General features: G+C 72.8%; 13 protein-coding genes. 6 read left to right on the plus strand and 7 right to left on the minus strand.

Features of this window, described 5'->3' with window-relative positions:
- Positions 1-4: 4 nt before the first annotated feature.
- The gene (locus tag ACIO5E_RS30535; protein WP_400674026.1) at positions 5-883 is read right to left on the minus strand and encodes a LysR family transcriptional regulator; all 879 of its coding nucleotides are present in this window, start codon (positions 881-883) and stop codon (positions 5-7) included.
- Positions 884-954: 71 nt separating this feature from the next.
- Between ACIO5E_RS30535 and ACIO5E_RS30540 the strand changes: the two genes are divergently transcribed.
- Positions 955-1314: a nuclear transport factor 2 family protein gene (locus ACIO5E_RS30540; RefSeq protein WP_400674028.1), complete on the plus strand. Its 360-nt coding sequence runs from the start codon at positions 955-957 to the stop codon at positions 1312-1314.
- A 204-nt stretch (positions 1315-1518) separates the two neighbouring features.
- Here the strand turns inward: ACIO5E_RS30540 and ACIO5E_RS30545 are convergent, their stop codons facing one another.
- Positions 1519-2475, minus strand: coding sequence for a phosphatidylinositol-specific phospholipase C (locus tag ACIO5E_RS30545; protein WP_400674031.1), 957 nt, complete (start codon positions 2473-2475; stop codon positions 1519-1521).
- Positions 2476-2725: 250 nt separating this feature from the next.
- Between ACIO5E_RS30545 and ACIO5E_RS30550 the strand changes: the two genes are divergently transcribed.
- On the plus strand, positions 2726-3442 hold the full coding sequence (locus tag ACIO5E_RS30550; RefSeq protein WP_400674034.1) for an antibiotic biosynthesis monooxygenase: 717 nt from the start codon (positions 2726-2728) through the stop codon (positions 3440-3442).
- 57 nt (positions 3443-3499) lie between these two features.
- Here the strand turns inward: ACIO5E_RS30550 and ACIO5E_RS30555 are convergent, their stop codons facing one another.
- Both ACIO5E_RS30555 and ACIO5E_RS30560 read right to left on the minus strand, forming a co-directional pair.
- A complete protein-coding gene (locus tag ACIO5E_RS30555) occupies positions 3500-3997 on the minus strand; it encodes a hypothetical protein (RefSeq protein ID WP_400674036.1) in 498 nt (165 codons plus the stop codon).
- A 222-nt stretch (positions 3998-4219) separates the two neighbouring features.
- Positions 4220-4888 (minus strand): hypothetical protein, encoded by a 669-nt coding sequence (locus tag ACIO5E_RS30560; RefSeq protein ID WP_400674038.1) that lies wholly within the window; start codon positions 4886-4888, stop codon positions 4220-4222.
- Between the two features lie 106 nt (positions 4889-4994).
- Between ACIO5E_RS30560 and ACIO5E_RS30565 the strand changes: the two genes are divergently transcribed.
- Positions 4995-5645: a TetR/AcrR family transcriptional regulator gene (locus ACIO5E_RS30565; protein WP_400674040.1), complete on the plus strand. Its 651-nt coding sequence runs from the start codon at positions 4995-4997 to the stop codon at positions 5643-5645.
- A gap of 36 nt (positions 5646-5681) precedes the next feature.
- Here ACIO5E_RS30565 and ACIO5E_RS30570 read toward each other — a convergent pair whose 3' ends face one another.
- On the minus strand, positions 5682-6332 hold the full coding sequence (locus ACIO5E_RS30570; protein WP_400674042.1) for a hypothetical protein: 651 nt from the start codon (positions 6330-6332) through the stop codon (positions 5682-5684).
- Positions 6333-6967: 635 nt separating this feature from the next.
- Here ACIO5E_RS30570 and ACIO5E_RS30575 point away from each other — a divergent pair.
- The gene (locus ACIO5E_RS30575; protein ID WP_400674045.1) at positions 6968-9469 is read left to right on the plus strand and encodes a helicase-associated domain-containing protein; all 2502 of its coding nucleotides are present in this window, start codon (positions 6968-6970) and stop codon (positions 9467-9469) included.
- A 20-nt stretch (positions 9470-9489) separates the two neighbouring features.
- Here ACIO5E_RS30575 and ACIO5E_RS30580 read toward each other — a convergent pair whose 3' ends face one another.
- Positions 9490-9741, minus strand: coding sequence for a hypothetical protein (locus ACIO5E_RS30580; protein ID WP_280678786.1), 252 nt, complete (start codon positions 9739-9741; stop codon positions 9490-9492).
- A complete protein-coding gene (locus ACIO5E_RS30585) occupies positions 9738-10250 on the minus strand; it encodes a hypothetical protein (protein WP_400674048.1) in 513 nt (170 codons plus the stop codon). The genes ACIO5E_RS30580 and ACIO5E_RS30585 overlap by 4 nt, the downstream gene beginning before the upstream one ends.
- Before the next feature lie 28 nt (positions 10251-10278).
- Between ACIO5E_RS30585 and ACIO5E_RS30590 the strand changes: the two genes are divergently transcribed.
- Positions 10279-11343, plus strand: coding sequence for a tetratricopeptide repeat protein (locus tag ACIO5E_RS30590; RefSeq protein ID WP_400674051.1), 1065 nt, complete (start codon positions 10279-10281; stop codon positions 11341-11343).
- 232 nt (positions 11344-11575) lie between these two features.
- Positions 11576-13213 (plus strand): DNA repair helicase XPB, encoded by a 1638-nt coding sequence (locus tag ACIO5E_RS30595; RefSeq protein ID WP_400674054.1) that lies wholly within the window; start codon positions 11576-11578, stop codon positions 13211-13213.
- Positions 13214-13250: the final 37 nt, after the last annotated feature.

Consider the following 13250-nt stretch of genomic DNA (forward strand, 5'->3'; position numbering starts at 1 on the left):
GCGGTCAGCGGGCGCCGAGCAGGGACGTCCGCAGGCGTGAGCGGAGCAGGCGTACGGCGGGCGAGTGCTGGTCGGGGCGGGCGACCAGGCCGAGGCGGGCGCGGGCGGGCGCGTCGCTGATCGGGACGGCCCGCAGGCCCTCCCCGGCGGCGGAGGACGGGCTGAGGACGGCGACGCCCGCGCCGCGTTCGGCGAGGCGGAGGAGGGTGGCCGGGGAGCTGGCGTCGATGTCCACGCGCGGGTCGAGGCCGAGTTGGAGGCAGGAGCGGTCGTAGGCGGCGCGGATGCCGGTGCCCGGGGAGAGACAGAGGATCTTCGACGAGCGGAGGTCGGCGAGCTGGAGCGACGGCCGGTCGAGGGGGTGTCCGGCGGGGACGACGGCGGCGATCGGCTCGTCGACGACGAGCGTGACGTCCAGGCCGGGGCCGGGCTCGCCGGTGAAGCCGATCAGGGCCAGGTCGAGGGAACCCGAGACGATCTGCGACTGGAGGAGGTCGGAATCGCCCTCGTGCAGGCTCAGCTCGATGCCGGGGTGCGTGCGGCCGAGGTCGGCGACGACGTCGAGGAAGGGCGGGATCGAGCAGCCCATGATCATGCCGAGCCGGACGCGGCCACGGACGGCGTCGGCGAACTCGGCGGCGGTGTGCTGGATGGCTTCGAGGGTGGCGAGGGCGTCCTTGGCGAGCGGCAGGATGGCCTCGCCGGCGGGGGTGAGCTGGACGCGGCGGCCGGAGCGGTCGAGGAGCTGCTGGCCCAACTCCCGTTCGAGCTTGGCGACCTGGGTGCTGATGCCGGACTGGCTGACGTGCAGCCGGGCTGCGGCGGCGGTGAAGGAGCCCTCGTCGACGACGGCGGCGAAGTAGCGCAGCTGGTGCATCTCCATAGCTCAGGATGATAGCTGGCATCCGATCTATGTGTTAGACGGATGGGAGAGGTCGCCGGGAGGATGGAGGCATGACGACGAACACCGCGCGTGAGATTGCCGAGACGTACTTCAAGGCCTGGGAGGCGGGCGACTTCGAGACCATGCGGGGGCTGCTGGCCGAGGACGTCGACTTCGTCGGGGCCATGGGTACGGCCTCGGGGGTGGAGGAGGCGCTGGCCGGGCTGAAGGGGCTCGGGCAGGTGCTGGAGAGGATCGAGGTGAAGGTCCGGGTCGCCGAGGGCGACGAGGTGATCACCTGGTTCGACCTGTGCACCAGCATCGCGCCGCCGGCGCCGACGGCGAACTGGATGCACGTGGAGAACGGGAAGATCGCTCGGATCCGGGTGACCTTCGACCCGCGCGGGCTGCTGGCGGGGTTCGGCCGCTGAGCAGGCTTGGACCGACCGGCACATGGTGGGCGGCGTCGCGACGCCCACCATGTGCCGGTCGGTCTTATGCGTTCGCAGGGAGCAGGAGGGCCGTGATCGCCAGGGGCGGTGACGGCCCTCCTCGGCTTGTGCGGTCAGGCGTCCTCGTCGGGCGGGCCTCCGCACGGAGGGGCTGCGGCCGGAGCGCCGGTACGGGCCGAGGGCCTAGACGAAGTTCTTGTCGATGAGCATCTGCAGCACGTTCACGTGGAAGTCCGGGAAGTCCATCGGGACGATGCCGAACCTGGCGCGCTGCTGGGTGCGGGCGTTCAGGTACGGGTAGATGGAGTTGTCCATGAGGGACTGCGAGCTGGTCTTGGGCCAGTACCCGCCGGCGTAGCTGAGGAAGTTCACGAACATCTTCGCGTAGTTCGGGTTGAGGAAGGCCTTGTCGAACTGGGCGACGATGAGCTTCCCCTTCGCACCCAGGGGGTCACTTCCTCCGATCTCCCAGGCGTCCTGCGTGTCGAAGTAGTCGTTCTGGCCGCTGGACCAGTTGATCAGGCCCCACGGGTTGGCGAAGTCGGCGAGCAGGACGATCTTCCCCCGGGCCGCGCCCACCGTGGGCCAGCCGTAGAAGTGGAACAGGCTCCGGTAGCCGAGGTCGTTCAGGTAGTAGTTGATCCGCCGCTGGAACTCCACGTCGTCGAGCGCCTGACCGCCGGCGCGCTCGTTCCTGAGGCGCATGACGACGGTCTCGGCGGGATGCGCCTGGAGGAAGGACCGGCACTGGTCGAGCACGTCCTGGAGCCGGATGTACTGGTAGTTGTCGGCGTGGTAGATCCCGAGCTCGTTGGGCGCTCCCTGCAGGCCGTTGCACCGGATGTCGAGGAAGCGGGCGCCCTGCTGCAACTGCTGCGGGATGCCCCAGTTCTGTGTGTGCGACCACTCGGTGCCGTACGCGGGGTTCTCGCAGCACGAGTCGTGGGTGCCCGGGATGGTGAGGTTGAGCAGGGACTGGTTCGCGTCCAGGTAGCTCATCCAACTGTCCGTCGGCAGCCCGCGCGGGGTGGTCGCGGAGCCTGCGGCCGCCCAGCCGGTGGACGGCAGGCCGAGCAGGCCCCCGACGGCAGCCGCGCCGCCGACTCCGAACTTGAGAAGATCACGACGTGCGATGCCCATGGCGTGGCCCCTTAGGTCTTCCGATCGGCTGCAACTTGCGCTGTAACTCCTCGAACGCGCCTGCGGCGTCGGTGGGTTCACCATGTTAGGAGTGGGAGGTCGGCGAATCCGACTTCCCGCTCCCGATGTCTCAGGAGAGACGGTTGGGCTGGCCGAAAGCCGCCCTCAGCGCGCCGACCCACGTCCGCCGGGAGCGCCGCCGCCCCAAGGGCCTTGACCTCAAGTTCGCTCGAGGAATCACAGTGAGCAGATGACCTCTTCGACGAGCACCTACCCCGAGCTCACCCGACCCGACGCCGGCACGATCCTGGTCAGCGAGTGGCTGGTCGGTACGCCCGAGCGCCAGCGGGCCGTCATCAGGGCCACCCTCGACGCCTGGCGGAACCTGCCGGTGCCGGAGGCCTTCCTGTCGCTCAACGCGTACGCCGGCACCGACGGCGACAGCGTGCTCTTCTACGCGCAGTGGACCTCCGACGAAGCCCACCTGGAGTTCGCCCGCGCCCACCGTCCGGGCCTGGTCCGGGCGATCGACGACGAACTGCCCGGCATCGAGCGTCCCGGGCTGGTCCGCTACCGGCTGTACCGCAGCGGCGGCATCGGCGGCGGCGAGCACCGGGCGCCCGGGTGCATCGTCGCCGTCAGCATCGGGGCGGACGGACCCGACCGGGCCCGCGCCTGGGTCGACACCGTCTTCGACGCGCTGGAGGAGAGCGGCGAGCGGCTTCACCCCGGCGGGATCTCCGGCCACTTCCACATCAGCACGGACGGCACCCGGATCCTCAACTACGCGGAGTGGGTGGACGAGGAGTCCCACCGCGAGTCCGTGGCGGCCGGGGGCGGCAGCATCGGCCGCGGTCCGGCCTGGGACCGCGTCCGGAACACGCCTGGCATCGAGCCCCTGGGCCTCAGGCGCTACACCTTCGAGGGCAGCGTCACGCGCGGGAGCCGGCCGGCCGACCGGCCCTGACCGCCGGATCCTCGCGGCGCCGCGCCGCCTGGAGCCCTGAGGCCTCGCGCCGCGCTCTCACTCGTCGTCCGGGTCGTCCTCCGGGTCGTCCTCCTGGAGCTCCTCGGGCGGCGGCGCGAGGACGATCGGCCAGTCCTCCGACGAGGCGAGGACGTCGTCGAGCGTGGCACCGGGCCGTGCGCAGGTGAAGACGGCCGTGCCCTCGGAGAGTTGGACGTCCGACTCCGGGTCGACGGTCGTCTCGGCGTGCAGGACCAGGACGGCCCGTGGGTCGACGGTCGAGCGGAGTGGGAAGTCGGCCGGGTCGACGTCCACCGCCTTCAGCGCGGCCGGGTAGACGGCGATGTCGACCGCCAGCCGGCCGCCCTGGCGTGCGTGCTCGGCCCAACCGTCGGTCTGCACCAGGTAGAACACCCCGTCGCCCTCGTAGCAGTACGCGCCGAGCCGCTCCATGGCGCGCTCCCCGGGGGTGCCGTCCGGGTCGACCAGCAGGACGGCCACGGGCGCGTCCGGCTCGTCGGGGTCGAGGCCGGGACGGACGTACAGGCGGGCCATCGGCACCTCCGGGTCGCGGGCGGGTCGGGAACCAGTACACACCGCGCCAACGACACTGCGGCGCCGAGGGTTTGTCCCGCACGGGCGCCGGGCGCCGGGCGCCGGGCGATGCCGTCGTCTCATGCGAAACGGCCCCGGGCGCCGCCACCGCCTGGTCGTCCAGGTCGTGGCGGCGCCCGGGGCCGGGGCACCTACGGTGAGCGGTGTCAGGCCGTCGAGCCGTCAGGCCGTCTGCTCGGCCGCCGGACGGGTCAGCCGGCGGCGGGCCGCCCAGGCCACCGCACCGAGGGCGAAGCCGTACACCGCCACCAGGCCGTGGCCGTTGTCCTGGGTGAGCCACATGGCCAGGCCCAGCACCGGGACGCCGATCGCCAGGGCGAGCTCCTTGGGGAGGCGGGTGCGGGTGAGGAAGGCGATGGCCAGGGTGGCGCCGAGGAAGTAGGTGGCGCCGGAGCTGCCGGCGAAGTTGCGGGGGTCGGTGCTGGGGCCGTCGCCGAAGCCCAGCAGGCTGTCGATCCGGCCCGGCAGCAGGATGCCGGCGAGGAAGAAGCCGAGGGTGAGCGGGCCGCCCCAGTACCACTGGGCGAGCGCGGCGACGGCCGCGAGGGTGGCGAGGTTCCACAGGCCGCCGCCGAGGCCGCCGTTCTGCATGAACACCGAGGTGAACTCGCGCCACCAGCCGGACTTGGCGGGGTCGGCGTCGAGCGCGTCCATCGCGCCGGACCAGAGCAGCTGGAGCAGGACGCCGCCGACGGCGATCGCGGTCAGCGCGACGGCCGCCCACGGGATCGGCCGCCCGCGCAGGGTGTCCCGGCCGACCACGCCGAGCCCGCAGTTGACCATCATGACCATCAGCGCGGCCGTGGTCACGTTGAACAGGATCGCCCCCATGACTGCCCCTCCCCCATCCGAGTATTCCAACGCCGTTCGAAAACCCGGCGAAGCAAAGCTAGCACAGTTTTCGAACGGTGTTGGAAAACGTTGTACGGTGGTGGCCATGAAGCTCACCAAGGAGCGCATCGTGGACGCGGGCATGGCCGTGTTCGCCCAGGTCGGGTACCACAACCTGTCCATGCGCCAGGTCGCTGACCGCCTCGACGCCCACGCCGGCAGCCTGTACTACCACGTGCGCGGCAAGGACGAGCTGCTCACGCTGATGGCCGACCGGGTCTGCCGCCAGGCCTACGACGCCGGCACCGAAGCCCTCGCCGCCCTCCCACCCACCGCCACCTGGCAGGACCGGATCGACGTCCAGGCCGCCACCCTGCGCCACAGCATCCGCCAGCACCCCGGCGGAGCCCTGCTGCTCGCCGAGAGCCCCGGAGTCCTCAGCCCCGGCGGCCTCTCCCTGATGGAACGCCTCCTGCGCACCCTCCTCGACGCCGGTCTGCCCGCCGCCCACTGCGGCACCGCCGCCGACACCCTGCTCAGCCACGCCACCGGCTTCGTGCTCCAGGAACAGAACCAGCCGCCGACGCCGGCGGTCTCCGCCGAGCTCTACGCCGAGCTGTGCACCCAGTTCCCGCTGATCATGGGCGGGTTGATCCCCAGACTCGACCAGGACGAGAAGTACGCGCAGAGCATCCGCCTGCTCTGCACCGGCTTCGCCGCCCTCATCCCGGGCGGTGAGCCGAGCGCGGAGCGGTAGGCCGGCCTTCGGCCGCTGCCTGCCGCCGCCCGGGCCTCAGCCCTTCGGCGGCGGCTGGCGGCGCAGGCTCAGCAGCAGCAGGACCACGGCCGACAGCACCGCCGACAGGCGCAGCACGCCCGGGGCCGCCGACCAGCTGATCTGGGTCAGCTGCGCGCCGGCCTGCACGCCGGCGCCGCCCTGGGCGCCCGGCTTGGCCTGCATGGCGTGCAGGGTGGCCGCGCTCATCGTGATCAGCGGGACCCCGAGGATGGCGAACTTGCGCATCAGGTCGGAGAGTTGGCGGGAAAGATAGCCGAGGCCCCAGCCGATCAGCATGGCCGGGAAGAAGCTCATCGCGGCGCCGCCGACCAGCAGGGCACAGGAGAGCAGGACCAGCAGGGACGGCCTGCGGGCACCGGCTCCGGCGCCCGCACCCGTACCGGCGCCCGCACCCGCCTGGGCGGCCGGGGCGGACGGCTGCGCCTTGGCCTTCCCGGCGGCGGCCGCCTGCGCCTTGGCCTTCCGCTGCTTTCTGCCCTTCCCCGGGGGCGCCGCCCCCGCCGGCCCGGCGGCCTTCGCGCCCTCCGCCCCGGCCGCCGCCCCATCCCCGGCGCGCTGCTCGGGGATCTGCTTCGGCGGGGCCTGCGGCGAGTCGGAGAAGTTGAGCAGCACCAGGTCCCAGCCGTTCGCACCCGAGCTGTACACCTGCGGCGGCGGAAGCGGGCGATCGTCCTCGACCCCGCCGATCGGCCCGCCGACGGGCGGCTTGTCCAGCGCTACGGGCGGAGCGCCGGCCGTAGGGGCGCGCGTCGGCCGGGGCGGGTCCAGCGGTACGGAGGGAGTCCCACCGGCCGGCGGGGCCGAGTCGTACACGCTGTCCGCGTCGGAGGCACCAGAAGGAGCGGAAGCACCGGAGCCGCCGCCGTCACCGGACGCGCCAGGCCGCCCGGCGGACCCGCCCGACGAACCCGACCCACCCCCCGAACGGTCGCTCCACGGCCCGCTCTTGCGCCACCACTCGCCGTCCGTCATCACCGACACCCCGCCTCGCGCCCGAACCCCGGCCCACCGAACCACCCTCGGCCGTGACGCTACCCACCCCGCCCCCGCCCACGCGAGTCCAGGACCCGTCTTCGAACCCCCGTCGTCCGCCCGGAGGACGGGCGGGCCGGCGTCGGGGCGCGCGAATCGCGCGGAGGAGGACGGGGGCACCTCCCGGCCGAAGGCTGGGGGAGCGTCGGCGCGCAGGCGGGGGTTTAGACGACGGACCCCACGCGCACACCACCGCACGCCGCCGGACGGACACCCCACCGTCCGCACACCCGACTAACCTAGGTCGAATGACCACACAGCAGGGCCCTCAACGCCAGGGCAGGTCCGCCGCCGGCCCCCGCACCCTCGCCGAGGAGCTGCGCGCGCGCCCCGACGACGCGCTCGCCGCCCTGCTCCGCTCCCGCCCCGACCTGCTCAACCCCGTCCCCGGCGACCTCACCCAGCTGTCCGCCCGGCTCTCCTCCCGCGCCTCGGCGCTGCGCGCCCTGGAGCGCCTGGACCGCTTCACCCTCCAGGTCGCCGAGGCCCTGGCCACCACCCCGGACGGCACCGGCATCGCCACCGTCCGCACCCTGCTGACCGGTCCGGCCAAGGTCAAGCCGCACCCCGGCGCGACCCCGCTGACGCCCGCCGACCGCGCCGCCGTCACCGCCGCCCTCCCCCGGGCGATCGCCACCCTGCGGGACCGGGCGCTGGTCTGGGGCCCGGACAACGGCCTGCGGCTGGTCCTCGCCGTCCGCGAGGCACTCGCCCCGACGGCCGCGAACCCCGGCCGCACCGGCCTCGGCCCGACCCTCGCCGACGCGACCATCGGCATGTCCCCGGCCCGGCTGCAGCAGCTGCTCACCTCCGCCGGGCAGCCCGCCACACCGGACCCGGTCACCGCCGTCGCCGCGCTCACCGCCCTGCTGAACGACCGCGCCCGCTGCACGGCGCTGCTCGACACCGCCCCCGAGGCCGCGCTGCGGCTGCTGGAGCGGCTGGTCTGGGGCCCGCCCACCGGCACCGTCCCGGACGCCACCCGCCCGGTCACCGCCGAGGACGCGCAGAGCCCGGTCGAGTGGCTGCTCGCCCGCGGCCTGCTGCTGCCCAGCGGGCCGGGCAGCGTCGTCCTGCCCCGCGAACTCGCCCTGCACCTGCGCGGCGGCCGTACCCACCGCACCGTCGAACCCGTCCAGCCCGAGCCCGCCCCGGCCGCCGCCCCGCGCGATCCACAGGCTGTGGACGGCGCGGCGGCCGGCCAGGCCCACACCGCCGTCAAGACCGTCGAGGAACTCCTCGACCTCTGGGGCCTCACCCCGCCGCTCACCCTGCGCGCCGGCGGCCTCGGCGTCCGCGACCTCAAGCGCACCGCCCAGGCCCTGGAGACCACCGAGCAGCAGGCCGCCTTCTGGCTCGAACTCGCCTACGCCGCCGGGCTACTGGCCCCCGACGGCGAGGCCGACGAACGCTGGGCCCCGACCCCGGCCTACGACACCTGGCTCCAGCAGGACACCGCCGAGCGCTGGTCCGCCCTCGCCCGCGCCTGGCTCGCCGCCACCCGCGTCCCCGCCCTCACCGGCACCCCGGACGGCAAGGGCAAGCCGCGCGCCGCCCTCGGCCCCGAACTCGACCGCACCCTGGCCCCGTCCGTCCGCCGCGCCACCCTCGCGCTGCTCGCCGAGCTCCCGCCCGGCACCCCGGCCACCGCCGCCGAACTCCTGCCCACCCTGCGCTGGCAGCGCCCGCTGCGCGGCGGGCCGACCGGCCCGGACGGCCACGAGCTGCGCGACGACCTCACCACCTGGACCCTCGCCGAGGCCGAACTCCTCGGCGTCACCGGCCGCGGCGCCCTCGCCGCCCCCGCCCGCGCCCTGCTCACCGCCGAGTCCGACCCGGCCGAGGTGCTCGCCCCGCTGCTGCCGCAGCCGCTCGACCACGTGATCCTCCAGCCGGACCTCACCGCGATCGCCCCCGGCCCGCTGCTCACCCCGCTCGCCCAGGCCCTCGCCCTGTGCGCCGACATCGAGTCCAAGGGCGGCGCCACCGTCTACCGCTTCACCCCGGTGTCCGTCCGCCGCGCCCTGGACGCCGGACGCACCGCCGCCGACCTGCGGACCTTCCTGGAGCAGCACTCCCGTACGCCCGTCCCGCAGCCGCTCGCCTACCTGATCGACGACGTCGCCCGCCGGCACGGCATCCTGCGGGTCGGCGCCGCCTCCTCCTACCTGCGCTGCGACGACCCGGCCCTGCTGAACGAGGTCCTCGCCGACCGCCGCTCCGCCGACCTGCGACTGCGGCTGCTCGCCCCCACCGTCCTCGCCGCCCAGGCCGCCCCGGACGTCCTGCTCGCCGCCCTGCGCACCATGGGCTACGCCCCGGCCGCCGAGTCCGCCGAGGGCGACGTCCTGATCACCCGCCCGGACAGCCACCGCACCCCGCCCCGCACGGCTCCCACGCCCGTCCCGGACGGCCCGCCCACCCCCGACGACACCCTGCTCGCCGCCGCCATCAAGGCCATCCGGGCCGGCGACCGCGCCGCCACCGCCAGCCGCCGCGACCCCGCCCCCGACCCGCGCCAACTCCCCCGCACCGCCGCCGCCGAGACCCTGGCGGCCCTGCAGACCGCCGTCCTGCTCGGCGAACGCATGTGGATCGGCTACCTCAACGCCGAGGGCATCGCCAGCCAGCGCATCATCGACCCGGTCAAGGTCGAAGGCGGCTTCGTCACCGCCTTCGACCACCACGCCGACGAGCTCCGCACCTTCGCCCTCCACCGCATCACCGGCGTCGCGGAGCTCGACGAGTAACCCCGGCGGCAGGACCGGGCTCAGTGCCCCTGCGACTCCTTCATCTTCTCCTTGACCGCCTTGTCCGCCAGGCTGCCGATCTCCCCCTGCCCGACCGGCAGCGAGCCGCCACCGACCTGGTCGGCGATCAGGAATCCGGGCGCCGCGAGCAGCCCGCCGGGCCCCTCCCCGATCCCCGCGAGGGCGTGCGCGGAACCGGCGGACGAGGCGGTGGCCGCGAAGGCCGTGCCCATCAGGGCGAGAGCGGTGAGAACGCGCTTCGACTTCTTCATGCCCGGCTCAACGAGCGACCCGCACCACGGTCACTCACAGCAGCTGCCGGACCGCACGCCGGATCACCCCGCACAGCGCCGTGGGCTTCCTTCTGCGGGCCCTCGGCATTCCCGATGAGCACGTGCCCTCCGACGTGCAGGGTCGGACCCGTCTCTACCGTTCGGTACTGGCGTCGTATGCGGACCAGGGCCGCCGCGTCCTGCTGGTGCTGGACAACGCCGACACTGCGGAACAGGTCGAACCGCTGCTGCCCGCCGACAGCCGCATCCCTGCTCTCGTCACGTCCCGGCACATTCTGGCTGGTCTCGACGCCCGGCTGTACGACCTTTCCGTGCTCACCGAGGGTGACGCCGTGCAGCTCCTCGGCAGAGCCCTTCAAACGTCTCGCGGAACGGACGACAAACGGGTCGACCGCGCACCCGACGATGCCACCGAGCTGGTGCGGCTCTGCGGCTTCCTCCCCCTGGCCCTGCGCATCGTTTCCGCGCTGCTCGCCGATCTCCCGCAACGCACGGGCAGCAGCTGTGGACCGACTGTTGAACCACTACGTGGAGACATCCAGGGCGGCGGGCAGGTGGCTGGCCTCGCTGCCCCCGCTCACTCCTCGTTTCACCACCGTCGGCGAAGCGCACGGCTGGCTCGACGACGAACGCAACAACCTCGTTGCCGCGGCCAGGAACGCATGGGACCTGGGGCACCGGTCAGCCCCCTGGGACCTGCTCCTGTCGCTGAGCGGATACCTCCATCACCATCGGTATTTCGAAGACTGGATCACCATCGGCCTCGCCGCCCTGGATGCCGCCCGTGCGGCCGGATCATCAACCGCCGAGACGGATGCTCTGAGGTATCTGGGTGTTCCGTACACCGGGTTGCGACGATTCGGGGAGGCTCGCGACGCCCTTGAACAGGCTGTCGCCCGTTACCGGCTGCTCGGAGATGTCGGCAGCGAAGGCGGAACGCTGGTCGATCTCGGGCTGGTGCTCATGGAACTCCGGCTCCACGACGACGCAGCGGTCGTGCTCACCCGGGCGGTGGCCATTCTGCGAGCGGTCGGCGATCACCACGGCGAGGGTATGGCACTCACCAACCTCGGCCTCGTTCTGCGCCGGATGGACCGCTTGGACGCCTCGATCGATGCGCACGAGGGCGCCATCGAAACCCTCCGCCGGACGCGTGCCCCCCACAGCGAGGCGCTGGCCCGGAACAACCTCGGCCTCGCGCTCATCCACGCCGACCGGTTCGCTGACGCCGCTACCTCGCTTGAGCTCGCCGTTCAAGGATTCCGCGCTCTCGGCAGCCGACCGGAGGAGGGCATGGCACTCGCCAATCTGGCCACTGCTCTGCGGGGAATGCAGCGGCCGCACGAAGCGATCGCCGCCGGCGAGAACGCGGTCGAGTGCTACCGGGCCAGCGGCGACCGGCACGGCGAAGCCGTCGCACGTTGCGCCCTTGCCCAGGCACTCGGGGATGCCGGTCAGGTCGAGAGGGCCCTGGAAGCCGTCACCGTCGCCGAAGCCGTCCTCCAGGAAACCAACGACGAGGAGAACCTGCTCGTCGCAGAGGAGACCAGAAGAATCCTGATCAGGACCAAGGGAGAATGACGTCCACCCGGGTCGCCCGGGGTCGGGAAGACCAGTCTTCCAAGAGGTCGGCGACGAGGATTCCCTCACTCGTGTCACGCGTCTTCGACACAAGACCGGGCGAACGCACCACCGGGGCAGGAGCCGATGGCCTTGGCGCTCAAGGCCGGCACGGCATCGGTTCCGATGCGGCAGACTGGAGGTTTGGGCGACCGCATCCGGGCCCAAGCAAACCCGCCGAAAAGGGACGCGTGTGAACGACGGACCGCTCATCGTCCAGAGCGACAAAACTCTTCTTCTGGAGATCGATCACCCCAAGGCCGCCGACTGCCGTCGCGCCATCGCGCCGTTCGCCGAGTTGGAGCGCGCGCCCGAGCACGTGCACACGTACCGGGTGACGCCGCTCGGGCTGTGGAACGCGCGGGCGGCGGGGCACGACGCCGAGCAGGTGGTGGACGCCCTGGTGACGTACTCGCGCTACCCGGTGCCGCACGCGCTGCTGGTGGACGTGGCCGACACCATGGGCCGGTACGGGCGGCTCCAGCTGCTCAAGCACCCGACGCACGGGCTGGTGCTCACCACCACCGACCGGCCGGTGCTGGAGGAGGTGCTGCGCTCCAAGAAGATCGTCCCGCTGGTCGGCGCCCGGGTGGATCCGGACACGGTGGTGGTGCACCCCTCCGAGCGCGGCCAGATCAAGCAGGTGCTGCTCAAGCTCGGCTGGCCGGCCGAGGACTTCGCCGGGTACGTGGACGGCGAGGCGCACCCGATCGAGCTGGACGAGGACGGCTGGCGGCTGCGCCCGTACCAGGCACAGGCCGTCGAGGGCTTCTGGCACGGCGGCTCGGGCGTCGTGGTGCTGCCCTGCGGCGCCGGCAAGACGCTGGTCGGCGCGGCCGCGATGGCGCACGCCAAGTCGACGACGCTGATCCTGGTCACCAACACCGTCTCGGCCCGCCAGTGGAAGCACGAGCTGGTCAAACGCACCTCGCTCACCGAGGACGAGATCGGCGAGTACAGCGGGACGCGCAAGGAGATCCGCCCGGTCACCATCGCCACCTACCAGGTGATGACCACCAAGCGGAAGGGCGTCTACGCGCACCTGGAGCTGTTCGACGCCCGCAACTGGGGCCTGGTGGTCTACGACGAGGTACACCTGCTGCCGGCGCCGGTGTTCAAGTTCACCGCCGACCTGCAGGCCCGCCGCCGCCTGGGCCTGACCGCGACGCTGGTGCGCGAGGACGGCCGCGAGGGCGACGTGTTCAGCCTGATCGGGCCCAAGCGCTTCGACGCGCCGTGGAAGGAGATCGAGGCGCAGGGCTACATCGCGCCCGCCGACTGCTGCGAGGTGCGGGTCACCCTGACCGACTCGGAGCGCCTGTCCTACGCCACCGCCGAGCCCGAGGAGCGCTACCGCTTCTGCGCCACGACGGCGACCAAGCGGCGGGTGGTGGAGGCGCTGGTGAAGAAGCACGAGAAGGACCAGACGCTGATCATCGGCCAGTACATCGACCAGCTGGACGAGCTCGGCGAGGTACTGGACGCGCCCGTGATCAAGGGCGAGACCAGCAACGCCCAGCGCGAGAAGCTGTTCGACGCGTTCCGCAACAAGGAGATCGGCGTCCTGGTGGTCTCCAAGGTCGCGAACTTCTCGATCGACCTGCCCGAGGCCACCGTGGCCATCCAGGTCTCCGGGACGTTCGGCTCCCGCCAGGAGGAGGCCCAGCGCCTGGGCCGCGTCCTGCGCCCCAAGGCGGACGGCCACTCGGCGCACTTCTACTCGGTGGTCGCCCGGGACACCGTAGACCAGGACTTCGCCGCCCACCGGCAGCGCTTCCTGGCGGAGCAGGGCTACGCGTACCGCATCATCGACGCGGACGACGTGCTGTAGTCGGGCTCACCATCCGCCGGCAGGCCGGTGAGCAGGC

It is taken from the genome of Kitasatospora sp. NPDC087314, assembly GCF_044744365.1.
In the GTDB taxonomy this organism is placed as follows: domain Bacteria; phylum Actinomycetota; class Actinomycetes; order Streptomycetales; family Streptomycetaceae; genus Kitasatospora.